The 13,339-nt window shown below is 48.0% G+C and carries 14 protein-coding genes; 4 read left to right on the forward strand and 10 right to left on the reverse strand.

Annotation, left to right across the window (positions count from 1 at the left end; all coding sequences use genetic code 11):
- Positions 1 to 67: 67 nt before the first annotated feature.
- The 6 genes from ptsP to ACN08Z_RS00640 form a co-directional block, all read right to left on the reverse strand.
- Positions 68 to 1,768 carry a phosphoenolpyruvate--protein phosphotransferase gene (gene ptsP, locus ACN08Z_RS00615; RefSeq protein WP_419102707.1) on the reverse strand — a complete coding sequence of 567 codons (1,701 nt, stop codon included), beginning with the start codon at positions 1,766 to 1,768 and terminating at the stop codon, positions 68 to 70.
- A gap of 216 nt (positions 1,769 to 1,984) precedes the next feature.
- Positions 1,985 to 2,947: a 1-phosphofructokinase family hexose kinase gene (locus ACN08Z_RS00620; protein WP_419102708.1), complete on the reverse strand. Its 963-nt coding sequence runs from the start codon at positions 2,945 to 2,947 to the stop codon at positions 1,985 to 1,987.
- On the reverse strand, positions 2,944 to 3,735 hold the full coding sequence (locus tag ACN08Z_RS00625) for a DeoR/GlpR family DNA-binding transcription regulator (protein ID WP_419102709.1): 792 nt from the start codon (positions 3,733 to 3,735) through the stop codon (positions 2,944 to 2,946). Before ACN08Z_RS00625 ends, ACN08Z_RS00620 begins: the two co-directional genes overlap by 4 nt.
- A gap of 131 nt (positions 3,736 to 3,866) precedes the next feature.
- Positions 3,867 to 4,322, reverse strand: a complete 456-nt coding sequence (locus ACN08Z_RS00630) for a VanZ family protein (protein WP_419102710.1) — start codon at positions 4,320 to 4,322, stop codon at positions 3,867 to 3,869.
- 22 nt (positions 4,323 to 4,344) lie between these two features.
- The gene (locus ACN08Z_RS00635; protein ID WP_419102711.1) at positions 4,345 to 4,941 is read right to left on the reverse strand and encodes a histidine phosphatase family protein; all 597 of its coding nucleotides are present in this window, start codon (positions 4,939 to 4,941) and stop codon (positions 4,345 to 4,347) included.
- 32 nt (positions 4,942 to 4,973) lie between these two features.
- The gene (locus ACN08Z_RS00640) at positions 4,974 to 5,564 is read right to left on the reverse strand and encodes a histidine phosphatase family protein (protein WP_419102712.1); all 591 of its coding nucleotides are present in this window, start codon (positions 5,562 to 5,564) and stop codon (positions 4,974 to 4,976) included.
- Positions 5,565 to 5,675: 111 nt separating this feature from the next.
- Here ACN08Z_RS00640 and ACN08Z_RS00645 point away from each other — a divergent pair, with 111 nt between their 5' ends.
- Complete coding sequence (locus ACN08Z_RS00645; protein WP_419102713.1) at positions 5,676 to 6,398, forward strand: HAD family hydrolase; 723 nt, start codon at positions 5,676 to 5,678, stop codon at positions 6,396 to 6,398.
- The gene (locus ACN08Z_RS00650; protein ID WP_419102714.1) at positions 6,376 to 7,092 is read left to right on the forward strand and encodes a hypothetical protein; all 717 of its coding nucleotides are present in this window, start codon (positions 6,376 to 6,378) and stop codon (positions 7,090 to 7,092) included. Before ACN08Z_RS00645 ends, ACN08Z_RS00650 begins: the two co-directional genes overlap by 23 nt.
- Before the next feature lie 78 nt (positions 7,093 to 7,170).
- Here the strand turns inward: ACN08Z_RS00650 and ACN08Z_RS00655 are convergent, their stop codons facing one another.
- From ACN08Z_RS00655 to ACN08Z_RS00670, 4 genes are all read right to left on the reverse strand, one after another.
- Positions 7,171 to 7,878, reverse strand: coding sequence for a methionine ABC transporter permease (locus ACN08Z_RS00655; protein WP_419102715.1), 708 nt, complete (start codon positions 7,876 to 7,878; stop codon positions 7,171 to 7,173).
- Between the two features lie 3 nt (positions 7,879 to 7,881).
- On the reverse strand, positions 7,882 to 8,931 hold the full coding sequence (locus ACN08Z_RS00660; RefSeq protein ID WP_419102716.1) for a methionine ABC transporter ATP-binding protein: 1,050 nt from the start codon (positions 8,929 to 8,931) through the stop codon (positions 7,882 to 7,884).
- 133 nt (positions 8,932 to 9,064) lie between these two features.
- Complete coding sequence (locus ACN08Z_RS00665) at positions 9,065 to 9,931, reverse strand: MetQ/NlpA family ABC transporter substrate-binding protein (RefSeq protein WP_419102717.1); 867 nt, start codon at positions 9,929 to 9,931, stop codon at positions 9,065 to 9,067.
- 224 nt (positions 9,932 to 10,155) lie between these two features.
- Positions 10,156 to 11,874 carry a long-chain-fatty-acid--CoA ligase gene (locus tag ACN08Z_RS00670; protein ID WP_419102718.1) on the reverse strand — a complete coding sequence of 573 codons (1,719 nt, stop codon included), beginning with the start codon at positions 11,872 to 11,874 and terminating at the stop codon, positions 10,156 to 10,158.
- A gap of 137 nt (positions 11,875 to 12,011) precedes the next feature.
- On the opposite strand from ACN08Z_RS00670, the gene ACN08Z_RS00675 reads away from it, so the two are divergent.
- Both ACN08Z_RS00675 and ACN08Z_RS00680 read left to right on the forward strand, forming a co-directional pair.
- Positions 12,012 to 12,155: a hypothetical protein gene (locus tag ACN08Z_RS00675; RefSeq protein WP_419102719.1), complete on the forward strand. Its 144-nt coding sequence runs from the start codon at positions 12,012 to 12,014 to the stop codon at positions 12,153 to 12,155.
- Positions 12,156 to 12,217: 62 nt separating this feature from the next.
- Positions 12,218 to 13,174, forward strand: coding sequence for a hypothetical protein (locus tag ACN08Z_RS00680; protein ID WP_419102720.1), 957 nt, complete (start codon positions 12,218 to 12,220; stop codon positions 13,172 to 13,174).
- The last annotated feature ends 165 nt before the right edge of the window (positions 13,175 to 13,339 follow it).

Below are 13,339 nucleotides of genomic sequence, written 5' to 3' on the forward strand. Positions count from 1 at the left end.
CCACTATCGAGTCTAGGACAGATTGGATAGGTTTTGCACTACCAAACCAGCCTATGTCGGTTTGTTTTTAGAGACCGAGTTCTTCAAGAACAGGGAGTTTCTTACGTGCTGCGTTTTTAGCTTCTGCAGAAGAAATCTGCGCCAAAGCGTCAGCCGCAATTTCTGCCGCTTGTTCTTTAGTAACGGAGCGAAGAACTGCTGCAACAGCTGCCATAGCACCAGCATTCATGGACAAGGTGTCTACACCAAGTCCAACGAGAACAACAGCTAAGGCAGGATCTGATGCTGCTTCACCACACACCGAAACATATTTTTTGACGCCGTGGGTTTCTGATGCTTTACGTGCACCTTCAACAGTGAGCTTAATCATTTTCAAGACTGCAGGCTGCCATGGGTTGTTCAGGTGAGCAAGGTCCCCCAAAAGACGGTCTGCTGCCATGGTGTATTGGGTGAGGTCGTTGGTTCCGATGGAGATGAAATCAACTTCACCCAAAATAGCTTCAGCATTTACGGCTGCGGCTGGGGTCTCTACCATGACACCTTTAGTTTTGAGGCCGGCTTTGTCCAACATATTCTTGAACTTACGAGCTTCAGAGGTCGTTGAAATCATCGGCGCCATCACCCAGATGTCAGCTTCAGTAGCGTCAGAGGCACGCTTAATAGCTTTAAGCTGGCGTTCTAGAACACCGGGAACAGCGTTATCGGTGCGGAATCCGCGTACACCCAAGGCAGGGTTTTCTTCTTCTGTAACGTTCAAGAAGGGAAGGGGCTTATCTGCACCTGCGTCAAGGGTACGAACAACAATGTGTTGACCAGGGAAAGCATCAAATACTGATTTGTAGGTCTCTGCCTGAGTCTCTTCACTTGGTTCGGTGTCGTTACCGAGGAAGCCAAATTCGGTGCGGAGCAGTCCAACGCCCTCAGCCTGTTTGCTAGCAGCCTTCTCTGCAGATTTTCCGTCACCAACGTTAGCGTAGAGGGGAACGTGGGTTCCGTCGGCTAGTTCACCCTTGCCGGTGAAGTCAGGTAGAGGCTTACGATTTGCATATTTAGCAGCTGCTTCTTCGTGTTCAGCAGTAGGGCTAGTCTCGATAATGCCTTCGTTGGAATCGATATATACCTTGGTTCCGTTAGGAATTTCGGTAACACCCTTAGCAGCAACAACAGCAGGAAGACCAAGCCCACGCGCCAAAATTGCGGTGTGTGCTTGAGGTCCACCGTCAGAAGTAATCAATGCGATAACTTGAGAGGGGTCAAGAGTTGCGGTGTCAGCAGGAGCAAGATCTACAGCAGCCAAAATGAAGGGCTCATTTGATTTAGGTACGCCTGGTGCTTGCTGTCCGGTCAGTTCTGCCACGATACGAGCACGCACGTCATGAATGTCGGTAACGCGTTCTGCCATGTAACCGCCAAGTGATTCCATCTGCCGTGCAAAGTCACTAGCAGCTTCCCAGATAGCACGTTCGGGGGCTAGGCCTTGTGCCTCTACCTTTTTAATAGCGCCTTTAAGGAGTGCGCGGTCAGTTGCCATCTGAGAAGTAGATTTGAGGACGGCTTTTCCGTCTCGTCCTGCGTTTTCGGCACGCTCTAGAAGATCAGCTTTGACCGCCTGAGCTGCTTGCTGAATACGCTCAGCGGCTTGTTCTGCAGTTTCGCCTTCGGCTAGCGGCAAGCCTGCTTTAGGTTCTTTGATGGGGTCTGGCATCTGAAGTACCGGACCAATAACGCGACCGGCGTAAACACCAACGCCTTTATAGGTAGTAGTCATGGAGAGTTCCTCTATTCCTTATGTATCGAAAATATCGCTATATCTTGCGTGTACGTTGAGCAATGCTTACGCCTTAGACAAGATTCCCTTTTTGTTTATAGTTGTGTAGACATCATCTAGAGCAGGCGAGCGCTCCTCCCTTATCAGAAATGATATTGGCTTCTTGAAACATAGTTTTATGGTTTCAAGAAGTCACTACTTCAGGCCATAGAGAAACTAGAGGGTTATCTCTCGAACGCTCACGGCGTCGGTGCGAGTTTCTGCTACGGTCGAAACTTGAGTACCTGGTAGTGCTGCAGCAGCTGAGCCTTGAGCCACAGCTTGTACTAAACATTCCACGGGGGTTTTACCGAGTTCGTGGGCAATTAGATAGCCGGCAAGAGCGCAATCCCCTGCTCCGACGGTGCTGCGGACTTTTACAGGTTCGTGTATGGCGTGCCATGCGCCTTCTCGTGTGACGAGAACAGCGCCGTTGCTGCCGAGGGTGGCGAGGACGGTGTCGATGCCACGGTCGACTAGCTCTTTAGCTGTACGTGCGGTCAGTTCAGCATCTTTTTCGAGGTCTTCCCATGCCTCTGGTGTACCGACGAGTTCAGCCAGCTCTTGGGCATTAGGTTTGATAAGGTTTGGCATGCCGTCCTGTCCGGTAACGGCATCACGTAGGGCGGTACCGGATGTATCGACCGCGATGAGTGGGGCTTTTTCTCCTTGAGCCTCACGAATAGCGCGACCGACTACTGCATAGTAGTCGCTGGGAACACCCGAGGGTAGGGAGCCTGCAAGAACTAACCATGAGGCGTCGTGAGTCTCTTTAATCAGGAGGCGTGTGAGTTGTTGTTGTGCCACGTCGTTGAGAGGTTCACCGGGAGCATTGATTTTGGTGGTGGTTCCGTCTGGTTCAACGATGGTGATATTTGAGCGTATGGGCGCGCCGATGGGCATGTTGGTGAAGCTGACGTCTTCTTCGCGTAGGCATCCTAGGACGGCGTCTTCGTCGTCACCGGGAAGTATCGCGACGGTGTCGAAGCCAGATACTTTGAGGGCGCGGGCGATGTTGACGCCTTTTCCGCCGGGGTCGTCTACAGCGTGTTCAGCTCGTATGACTGCCCCTCGTTGGAGGACTCCGGGCAGTTCTACGGTACGGTCCATACTTGGGTTAGCAGTTAATGTGATGATCATGCGATCAGTACCTCTACATTGGATTCTTCAAGTGCGGCAGCTAAATCACCGTCTGGAGCTTTATCGGTGATGAGGACGTCGATGTCTTCGAGCCCCGCAAAACGTACTAGTGATTCTCGTCCGAACTTTGCTGAGTCGCAGAGGAGTACCACTCGACGGGCAGATTTCACAATCGCGGTTTTAACGGTTCCTTCGTTAATTCCGGGGGTGCTGAGTCCGAAGTCTGCGTCGAGTCCGTTGACTCCGATAAACGCAATATCGGGGCGAATGGAGGCAAAGTGTTCTGCAGTGCGTGAGCCGATAGCTGCCCACGTCATTTTTCGGAGTTGTCCGCCAATGAGGTCGAGGATGATGCCGTCAGCTTCAGCTAGCTTGACGGCAATGTGTAAAGCATGTGTGATGATGAGGCGGTCTGCCCCAGATTTGAGGCTGAAGTCTTCTGCGGCGATACAATCAGCGAGAATCTGTATCGTTGTTCCAGCGTCAAGAACGATAGCTCCTGCATCGGATTCTTGAAGGAGTTCGTATGCTTTGCGTGCAATACGATTTTTTTCTGGATTATTTTCTCTCTGTCGAGATGCGATAGAAGATTCTACGGAGGTAGATTGTTCTACGGTAACAGCACCGCCGTGGACTCGTCGTAGGCGTCCCTCAGCTTCGAGGGCTGCTAAGTCTCGGCGAACTGTTTCCATTGTGACTTCATAACGGCGCGCTAGTTCTGCGCCATTGACTCGACGCGCGGTGGCAACGAGCTTCGCGATTTCAGCGCGGCGTTCTTCAGCGAACATAAGAAAATCACCTTGTATTGTGGAAATGAATAAGCCTTGTGAATTTGATTTTATGTGGGTTTATGTTGTTTCGTCAATGTAATAAGAGACGAACCCACACAATAATATGTGTTGTTATTCTCTCACCCGAGTTAAGCCCTACGACGCAACCGATACGAGGAATACTTCAACGTTACCACCGCAAAGACCCAACCGAGGCAAGCTCCTAAAGTATTAGCAAGAATATCTAAAAAAGAACTTGTACGCTGTGGTAAAAACAACTGAATACACTCAATCGTACACGTTACCAAAAAACCCACAAGCGGCACGTAAGAACGGTATCGTCGCCGAATGAGTAAAGTACCTAGAAAGCCTCCTGGCACAAATAAAATAACGTTACTCAACCATTCCACGGTCGAATACGTAAACCAAGACGGCAACCATCCCGCCTCATGCGAGTGCGCTAAGAACTCAGCCAGCCATAAACCGCCACTATTATCATCAATATGTCTTGGCCAAAGGACGATAAAACCCAACGCCAGAAGATATAGCCCAAAACTTAGCTGAGCTGCACGGTATAACAGCCGCTGTGCAGATGGAACAAACATCAAAACCTCGTACTCAAATATCCTATGGTTTACCCACCAGAAGAGGCTCATTCTCTTCCGCCCAACGGAATAAGCCAGCAAGAGGAATCTCCAGAGCCTGAGCATTAGGTACGGCTTCTTTCCATTCTTCTCCTCGAGAAGCACTGAGCACACGACGAATCAATGAGCCGTGAGAGACCGCAATAATATGTTGTCCAGGATAGTCTGAGACAATCTGACGTAAAGTTTTGATACCGCGAACGTACACTGAACGTTCTGATTCGACTCCTTGATAAAAGGCATCTGGTTCTCGTCGAGCTTCCAAAGAAATGTCTTGCCCTTCAGCTTCTCCATAATGACGTTCAACGAGGCCCTCATACGTTCTCGAAACCTCCACACCCAAATAGTTGCCAACAATTTGAGCTGTCTCAAACGCCCGAGACAAAGGAGAAGACACTATCACATCACAACGAATGCCCTCCTGAGCTAGTTTCTGAGCAGTATAGAGAGCTTGTTCACGTCCTACCTCGTTCAACTCAATATCAGTAGAGCCTTGCATAAGGCCTTTTTTATTCCAGTCTGTTTGCCCATGACGAATCATTAGCAAAGAACCCGTCAGAAGAGGCTCTACATCAGGCATATATTTTCCTTCAAATGTTAGTGGGAACAATTCTAGCCTTGATAAGACTCAAGGATGTGAAGTGGAAGTTCAGTCACCGACGCATTCTCGGGGATACCGTGTTCTTCACCAGTCAACGCTGTCATAATTTGAGCAATCCATAGACCATGAGCCACCACAATAATATGGCAATTAGGATGCTCAGCGACGATCTCTTTAAGAGCGCTAATACCGCGCTGAATCATCTCAGAGAGAGGTTCAACATCGGAGAATTGCTCTTGAATATCACGCCAATGATAGTCCGTTGCGACGAGCCCTTCCGCAGCACCGAAGGAGCGTTCTTGAAGTCCTTCATGCGTACCAGAAATATCTAGGTTTAGATGCTCACCAATGATTTTTCCTGTCTCATAAGCACGCGAAAGCGGAGAAGTGACGATTAGTTCCCAAGCAAACTCAGGAGTGTGTTCACGTATCTGTTGCTGGTAGACCATCAGATTTTTAGCTGCTTCTTGGGCCTGCCCTCGGCCTGTATCATTCAACGGAATATCGCTACGGCCTTGAAAACGGCGCTCAACATTCCACGCTGTTTGCCCGTGACGAATCAATACCATGCGAGCAGAAAAATCAGAAGATAAAGAACCCATGCCTCTTATTATCTCAAACTCTTAGACGAAGCGAAGAGTTTGAAGTATAGAGATAAGGCACAGTTCTTGGTGTATCTTCCACCAACTTCATGAATATGAAACAATGAAGCTATGTTTACTCATTCTGTTGACCCCGCATGGTTTCCTACGTGTGCCGTCTTCGATTGTGATGGAATACTCATCGATTCTGAACGCAGCTGGAATGCCGTCCAAAAACAAATTTTCAAAGAGTACGGAACAGAGCTAACTCCCGATATTGAACGGCAATTAGTCGGGGCAGCAGCTCCCGCGGTTGCCCGCACCCTCGCAGATAAGACACTACCCAACGACGCCACCGAAACAGCAGAAGAACACTACCAGAAAATTCTGCACCACTTGATGAGTGTAGAACACGATGTGATTCGTGATGGAGTTCAGCTCATACCAGGAGCTCGAGAAGTCATGGCATTACTAGCTGAAGTCATGCCGGTTGCGGTAGCTTCCAATAGCAGTCAAGAATTATTGACCTACAAAGTCAATCACCACCAATATAGCCAGTACCTTCAAACATGGGTTGGTTCAGATGCGGTTGCTCAACCTAAACCAGCACCCGATATGTATTTAGAAGCTATCCGTCGCCTCGGCGGAAACCCTGCAGACACCCTCACCTTTGAAGATTCTGCAACGGGAACACGTGCGGCTCAAACAGCTGGAACCGTTACCATGGTGTACACCCAAGATATTGAGCATGCTCCAGCAGCTCAGGGACATTTCGATAGCTTCCGTGACGAAAAGTTCCTCACCCAAATTAAGCGATGGATAGAGCTATACCGTGAGCACCACCCCAACCTCTAACCATTCGGAGAACAACGGGAAGTACGGTCTTCGTTTTGACCAGATGGATGAAGAAGAACTCGAGTATTACCGCGAGTTCTGGGAGATGCCTCAAGCACCAGAAGATACCGACACCGTTGTATCAGAGCAAAGACTGCTCAACGCAAAAATGCGAATGGTCTCGGGGCTGAGCTTCACGGTCATTCTCATTGGGTTGTTAAGCAGCACATTGGGTCTTATCAGCTCACATTTGGTGGTCACAGTTGCTGGAATCATCATCTTCGGTGTTGGTACCACTATTTTGATGATGGCAAGACGCCGTTATATCAGGCTCCTTGGCGACGGCTATCGTACGTTGAACATTCATCGACGCCATAAACGGTGGTTTCGTATCGCCCATGTTCTAGCAGTTCTTGGGGTGCTGTGCGCCATAGCAAGTATGAGCATCATTCCGAAGATTTTTGAGCATGAAGAGATTGCTCTTACTCGAAGCCACGTTGTCCTATGGAATGAGCTTTCATTGCTCTTTCTTCTAGTTGCAGCACTTATCTACGGTATTAACTTCTTATCGGTTTATACCCCTGTCGACGATGATGAAAGCATTATTCGCCCCACCGATTACGCGCAACAACGTCTAGCTCAAGATCTTGCAAAAGATAAAAAACGCCATGACGATGAAGATTTCTACGATTCATCATGGATTAGTGGACGATAACAAAAACACTGAACACGGTAGAAGGGGTGGGGTGAACCTCTCTAAGAGTTTCACCCCACCCCTTCTCTTTAACAAACCTTATCGGCGCATCACTTTACGAGCTAACGTGTTGCCAACAAGCTGAATGAGCTGAACCAAAATGATAATAATGGCAACGACTGCCCAAGTAATTGCATCGTTGAAACGCTGGTAACCGTCGACCAAAGCGACTTTACCAAGACCGCCACCACCGATGTAACCGGCCATTGCAGACATATCAACCACGCCGATGACTAAGAAGGTGTATCCAAGGATGAGAGGGCCAAGTGCTTCTGGCACCATGACGGTGAAAAGAATACGCATCTTGGATGCGCCCATCGCACGAGCCGCTTCAATCACACCAGGGTCGATAGAAACCATGTTTTGTTCAACGATACGAGCAATGGCGAATGATGCTGCAAAGCACATCGAAAAAATTGCAGCGTTGACGCCAAGACGAGTCCCTACGACCACGGAGGTCAATGGTCCTAACGCCGCAAGAAGGACGATAAAGGGAATAGGGCGAACAATATTAACGATGACGTTCAATAAGATATTGACTGGTCGATTTGCCAGAATATTCCCTTGTCGTGTGGTGTAGAGTAAGGCACCAATGACCAGCCCTACAAAACCAGCGATAATCATCGTAATAGAGACCATGTAGATGGTATCGAACAAGGCGGGAAAGAGTTTTTGTGGGAGGAATTTCTCCCAGTCCACGTCGTTGGCGGCAAGCAGGGTGCCACTAGCAGATGTCAAAGTGATCATATTTTAGCGAACCTCTCTTACAGCGGTGACGGTAGCGAGTTCTGCAACAACCGCATCAATACTTGTAACGTCCCCGATGAGTTCGAGGGTTAGATTTCCGTAGCTTTTACCTTGTAGGGTTTCCATGCCACCTTGAACAAAGTTAAATTGCACACCGCGTGCGCTGAGGTTCGAAAGAACCTTACCGATACCGTAGTTTCCTTCAGTGATTTCGATATTAATAAGGTATCCGCGATGTTGTTTGCATAGTTTTTTAGCGTAATTGCCACGTGGGGTTTGTTTGACGGTGGTGGCGACGAAACGTCGAGCGACATCTGTGCGGGGGTTTGAGAAAACGTCATAGACGTTACCGAGTTCTACAACGGCACCTTTTTCCATGACAGCAACGCGATCTGCAATAGTTGAGACGACGTCCATCTCGTGTGTGATGACAACGACGGTGATACCGAGTTCTTCATTAACTTTTTTGAGAAGAGCAAGTACTTCGTGGGTGGTCTCTGGATCTAGTGCAGAGGTTGATTCGTCTGCTAATAAGAGAGAGGGTGATGTTGCGAGCGCACGCGCAATGCCTACACGCTGTTTTTGCCCGCCGGAAAGTTGGTCGGGGTAGTTTTTCGCTTTGTCGCTGAGTCCCACAAATTCCAGCATTTGTTCGACTCTCTCACGGCGTTTTGCTTTATCCCATCCAGCAATTTTGAGGGGAAATTCGACGTTTGCTGCAACCGTTCGGGAGTTCATCAGGTTAAATTGTTGGAAAATCATGCCGATGTTATGTCGAGCAACACGAATTTCAGATTCTTTTTTCCCAGAGATGGTGAATCCGTCAACGCTGAGGGTTCCAGAGGTGACGGTTTCTAATCCGTTGATAAGTCGGACAAGGGTTGATTTTCCGGCGCCGGAGTATCCGATGATAGCGAAGATTTCTCCGCGCATAATCTCTAGTGAAACGTTATTGACGGCGGTAACGGTGTTCTTTCCGACGGTAAATTGTTTTGATACGCCGTCGAGAACAACCATGGGTGTAGGGTTCTCCTGCTGTACTGCTGTACTCATACTGATGCTTTCGGGCTGGTGTTCATCTCTAGCTGTGCTCTATACAAGGCAAAGCGGTAACTGATATTGCAATCTTGGTAAGTTCTTAAGACTGCCATAAAAATCAGCTACCGCTTTACTTATGTGAGGAAGATTAGCTTTGACGTTTCTCGTCTTCTGCTTTTTTGAGTGCTTCACGAAGGTCTTTGACGTCGGTGGTTACTTCTACGGCAGTTCCTTCAGTGTCTTCTTGAACGACTGCCTGAACTTCTGGGGTGTGGAAGAGCTCAACAATTTCTTTGTATTTTTCGTTGTCAGCGTCATCTGCTTGAGCAACAAAAAGGTTGACGTAAGGCTTCGCGGAGTCATCGGCTGGGTCATCTTGAGCTAAAGCGTCTTTGGGGTTGAGCTTTGCGTCGCGGATGAAGTCGTTGTTGATGACTGATGCGTCAACAGATTCGAGGGAGAGCACTGTTTGCGCGGCGTCAACAGGGGTAACTTTAACCTTTGACTGTGCAGTGTCGATGTCGTCAACGGAGGGGCTTTTTATGTCATTTCCGGTGAAGGTGACGAGGTTGTTCTTCTTGAGAAGAAGTAGTGCTCGAGCTTCGTTAACGGTGTCGTTAGGGATAGCAATTTCTGCGCCCTGAGGAATGTCGGCTACAGAGGTGTGCTTCTTAGAGAAGAGAGCCATGGGGTAGATAACGGTGGGCCCGACAATTTGGAGGTTGTCATTTGCTTCAACGTTATAGTTTGAGAGGTACGCGATGTGTTGGAACCAGTTGAGGTTGATGTCACCGTTGTGTAGTGCGGGGTTGGGCTGGGTGTAGTCGGTGAACTCTTTGTATTCGATGTCGATGCCTTTATCGGCAGCTACTTCTTTGAGTTTTTCGTTGACGGGGTCTGCGCCGACAACGCCGATGGTGATTTTATTGTCTTCTGCTGAGGTTTGAGTTGAACCGCATGCAGAGAGCCCGAAAGCTAGCGGTAGGAGAGCCAAAGTGGCAACAAATTTCTTCACGGCTATGAATCTTTCTGTTGTTGATGTGTATTTGGTGTGCAACCACTTTTTGAGCAGAACCTTCTGGTAGCTCTACCGCTAATCAAGTGGTGTCCTTCCTCGTTTGGAGAGGAGGTAGTTATCATTCAAACATGGTCAGGCGGTGGGTGCGAACTCGTTACGTTACGAGGTCGTTTTTTGTGGTTTTAACGAAAAGAAGCGCAACAATGTCATAAAACGTAATATTACTGTTCTCCGTATTTTTCCTGCAACTTCTTGCGCACTTCACGACGCAAGGTCTTACCCAGCATTGAACGTGGCAAATCATCAACTTCAAAGATTCTGCGTGGCACTTTATAGCGAGTCACCAGACCATAGCAATGTTCACGTAGCTCATTTTCCTCTACGGCATAGCCGTCTGTCGGAACTACTGCGGCAACAACCATCTCACCGCCACCAGCTTGAGGTAGACCGACAACAGCAGCGTCTTGAACCGAATCATGCTGACGTAAAGCGACCTCAACTTCAGTCGGTGAAACGTTAAAGCCTCCCGTAATAATGACTTCTTTAATGCGGTCTACTACGTACAAGTAATAGTCTTCATCAAAAGTCACAATATCTCCGGTACGCAACCACCCGTCAGAAGTAATGGCTTTCATGGTCGCTTCTTCACGCTTCCAATACCCGCGAAAACGTTGCGGGCCTCTCACCCACAGTTCTCCTTCTTCACCGAGGGCAACATCCTCTAATGTTTCTGGGTCTACGACGCGAACATCCACACCAGGGAATGGCACACCGATAGATCCTGCTCTGCGCGTATCGTTGAGGGCATTGCACGTTACCAAAGGAGCACATTCTGTTAGCCCATACCCCTCAATAAGGTATCCTCCGGATTGTTCTTCCCATTCAGCAACAAGTTCTTTTGGTAGGTTCATCGCACCAGATACGGCGTAACGAATTCCCTCTAAGGAGAAGTTTTGTTCTTTGGCGCGATCAAGCAAACGGCGATAGACCGGAGGAACAGCAGGAAGAATAGTTGGCATAACTTTCTTCATTGCTTTGAGAATCAAATCAATGTCAACCGTTGGAAAAATAACCAAACGAGCCTGACATACTACCGCAATGGTCAGACCAAGAGTCATCCCATAGGCATGGAAGAGGGGAAGTACCGAGTAGATGACTTCATCATCCCCTGGTTGAATCCATTCTTCTCCCATGCGCGCGTTTGCTTCACAGTTACGATGAGTGAGCATAACGCCTTTGGGCTGCCCAGTAGTTCCTGAAGTGTACAGCAAAAGTGCTAAGTCATCGGCGGTAGGACGGTGATGTGAAGGGTCAATAGGAGAATTTTTAAGGAGTGTTTTCCACGGTGTTGTGCCACGAGCTGGCGCTGTAAGTTTTGCGCGCGAAGCACGAGCAGTCTTCACTGGAAGTTTGAGTGCAGCTCTCATGTGCAGAGGCATCGCTTCTACCATGTTCACTGAATAAATGAGGTGAGGGCGCACATCAGATGGAAGATCAGTCACATTAGCTGCTGCTTTATCCCACACAATAGCCACTTTTGCCCGATGGTCTTCGAACATGTGGCGCAGCTCCGCAGAAGTATACAACGGGTTGTGTTCTACCACGACAGCGCCTAAACGCATGACCGCATAAAAAGCAACGATATGTTGGGGGCAGTTTGGAAGAATGAGAGCGACTCTGTCTCCTTGGTTCACGCCGGCAAGGCGAAGCCCCTCCGCAACACAACGAATCTGTTCACCTAATTCTGCATAAGTTGTTGTAGCCCCAAAAAATTGTAGAGCAACCTTTTGAGGAACCTCACGCACTGCTTTTTCCATTAGGTGACTCAGAGAAGTATCAGGAAGATCTAAGTCGCGAGATACGCCAGGACAATAGTTCTTATACCAGGGACGATGAGCTAACGGAAAATCATTTTGAGCAGTGTTATCAGCTTTTTGCATACCTACGATTGTGCCACGAAAACCATGGTAGAAGCGCAACTCTATGAGGGTAGTAACAGTGAAGAGAGATACCTCATCTTTCTTTCCTCGGGTAGTCTTTGTACCATTTATTGCGGTTCACTGACATACTTAGCTATATGGCTAAAAAACTTCCACCTATTACCGAAGAAGAATTCAGCGAGCTCATCCGTCATATCACCAAAAGAATGTTGATTGGTGGGGCTATTGCTATCCTCATCGGGGTCGTCATCATTGCAATCACAGCGTTCTTTAACAGCTAAAACTATATGAACCTTAGATTTTAACAACACACCCATTTCCAACAAGCTCCAAGGCGTAAGATATGAGCACACATCGCAGTTCACGCAACCACCCCACAGGTCAGGTTCCTTATTCGGAACGTGAAGATGCTACTCGCGTCATCCCCTCATACAACGAAAAATACCCCAACACCTATGAGGACGCCCCTACCGAGGTGTTCTCTTATGACGATGCGCCGACTCGCCCTTTTAGCACTCATAACCCGCAGGGAATGAGTTATTCTTCCTCTGATGCTCCCACTCAGGTGATGAGCGGTGGCCCCGAAAATTACCATCAACAAGGATACGAAAATTATGTGGAGAAAGCTCCGACTATTCCGTTGAGCCATCAACGTCAGCCAGCTTCTTCCCACATGAGATCTTCAGAATCTTTGGGTTCTCGACCTCAAGAACGTCATGGTATTCACCCGAAGACAGGTATGCCGGAACGCCTAATGCAGATGCAATTACTGCCGTGTTTTTTGGGCTGGATTGTTGGTTACACTATTTTTGGTTTTCTTCTTAACTTCTATGATGTTGCGGTATCCATCACAGGAGAGCGTTTTGGAGTAACGTCCTCATATGGTTCAGAGCACACAAATGCAATTCGCGCGATGCTAACCGCTTCTGAAAGCACCATGAGTCATATTCAATTATGGGTTGTGAGCACCGCTTTGCTCTATAGTTTTGCTTTTGGTTTTGCTGGTTATACGGCAACGCGTCTTACTCGAGTTAGCCCGTTTAAACAGTCTTTGGGCATTATGCTTTGGCACGGTCTTTTCGTCGTTGCAACGGTTATTGTCTCTTTTATTCCGGTACTGTCTCAACCACTACATGTTCCGACATTGACATTATTACTTGCAGAGAATTTTCCGTATGGGTTCTTGTTATGTGTTGGGTCTACGGCCTGTATTTTTATCGGTTCGTTGATAGGCTCTTTCTTCGGGCTGGGATACAGCAAACGGGTGATTCGTGAACAACAACGTAACATAAGAGATTAAAATTTTTATTATGCTTGTGAAGTATAAAATTTAGCGCGTCTTATTAACTAAAGTTGTAAGATATTACTACGTCTAGCCAAACCTAGTTTTGGCACACAAGACCATAAAATAATTCATATATTTTAATGATCATTGAGGTGAACTGAATCCATATTCCACGCCATT

This window comes from Rothia sp. P7181 (assembly GCF_048513015.1).
Classification (GTDB): Bacteria; Actinomycetota; Actinomycetes; order Actinomycetales; family Micrococcaceae; genus Rothia.